The organism is Acidisphaera rubrifaciens HS-AP3, assembly GCF_000964365.1.
GTDB classification, from domain to species: Bacteria; Pseudomonadota; Alphaproteobacteria; order Acetobacterales; family Acetobacteraceae; genus Acidisphaera; species Acidisphaera rubrifaciens.
Genome location: NZ_BANB01000701.1, coordinates 1 through 1,112, shown reverse-complemented (window position 1 = coordinate 1,112; position 1,112 = coordinate 1). Strand labels below are relative to the sequence as shown.

The window sequence follows — 1,112 nt, the reverse complement described above, 5'->3', positions numbered from 1 at the left end:
CATCGCGACCGACAGCACCCCCGCGAGCGATCCCGCCGCGATCCAGGCCTTTTGCATCGTCCCGTCCTCTTGCCCACTGATCGAGGACAGGCTGGCCCGTCCGTCATACCTCCGCTATATCGCGTTCCCACGATGCCGCGCGGCGATCTTTTTCCGGAAATCGGACCTTTCGAGACGGGCTACCTGCCGCTCTCCGCAGGGCACGTCATGTACTGGGAGCAGGTCGGCAATCCGCGCGGCCGGCCGGTGCTGTTCCTGCATGGCGGCCCCGGCGCGGGGGCGGGCGCGGTGCACCGGCGCTTCTTCGACCCTGATTTCTGGCGGATCGTGATCTTCGACCAGCGCGGCGCCGGCCGGTCGCGCCCGCTCGGCAGCCTGCAGGACAACACCACGCCCGATCTGGTGGCCGATATCGAGCTGCTGCGGACGCATCTCGGCGTCGAGCGCTGGCTTTTGTTCGGCGGCTCATGGGGCTCGACCCTCGCGCTCGCCTATGCGCAGGCGCATCCCGAGCGGGTGATCGGCAGCGTGCTGCGCGGCGTCTTCCTCGGCCGGCCGCAGGAGGTGGACTGGTTCCTCCACGGCCTGCGCGCCGTCTTCCCCGACACGCACGCCAACTTCGTCAACTTCCTCCAGCCCGCCGAGCGGCAGGACGTACTGGCCGGCTATCTCCGCCGCCTGACCGACCCGGACCCGCAGGTGCACATGCCGGCCGCGCGCGCCTGGTCCGTCTACGAGGGGTCGTGCAGTACCCTGCTGCCGAGCCCGGACACCGTCGCGTCCTTCGCGCAGGACCGCACGGCGCTGGGTCTTGCGCGGATCGAGGCGCATTATTTCGCCAACAACCTGTTTCTCCCGCCCGAGGGGCTGCTCGGCCACATGGGCCGGCTGGCGGGCATTCCGGCGGAGATCGTCCAGGGGCGTTACGACATGATCTGTCCGCCGGCCACCGCCTTCGACCTCGCCGCCGCGTGGCCCACGGCGCGGCTGACGATCGTGCCGGATGCTGGCCACTCCGCGCTGGAGCCGGGCATCCGCCGGGCGCTGGTCGCCGCCGTCGAACGGTTCCGCCAGGATCGCGGCGCGTGGCGGTGACGCCGCGCCGCGTGGGC

The 1,112-nt window shown here is 71.0% G+C and carries 1 protein-coding gene; it reads left to right on the top strand.

Annotated features, from left to right (window positions below):
• Nucleotides 1–132 precede the first annotated feature (132 nt).
• Nucleotides 133–1,095, top strand: coding sequence for a prolyl aminopeptidase (gene pip / locus B8460_RS16615; protein ID WP_048862731.1), 963 nt, complete (start codon nt 133–135; stop codon nt 1,093–1,095).
• Nucleotides 1,096–1,112: the final 17 nt, after the last annotated feature.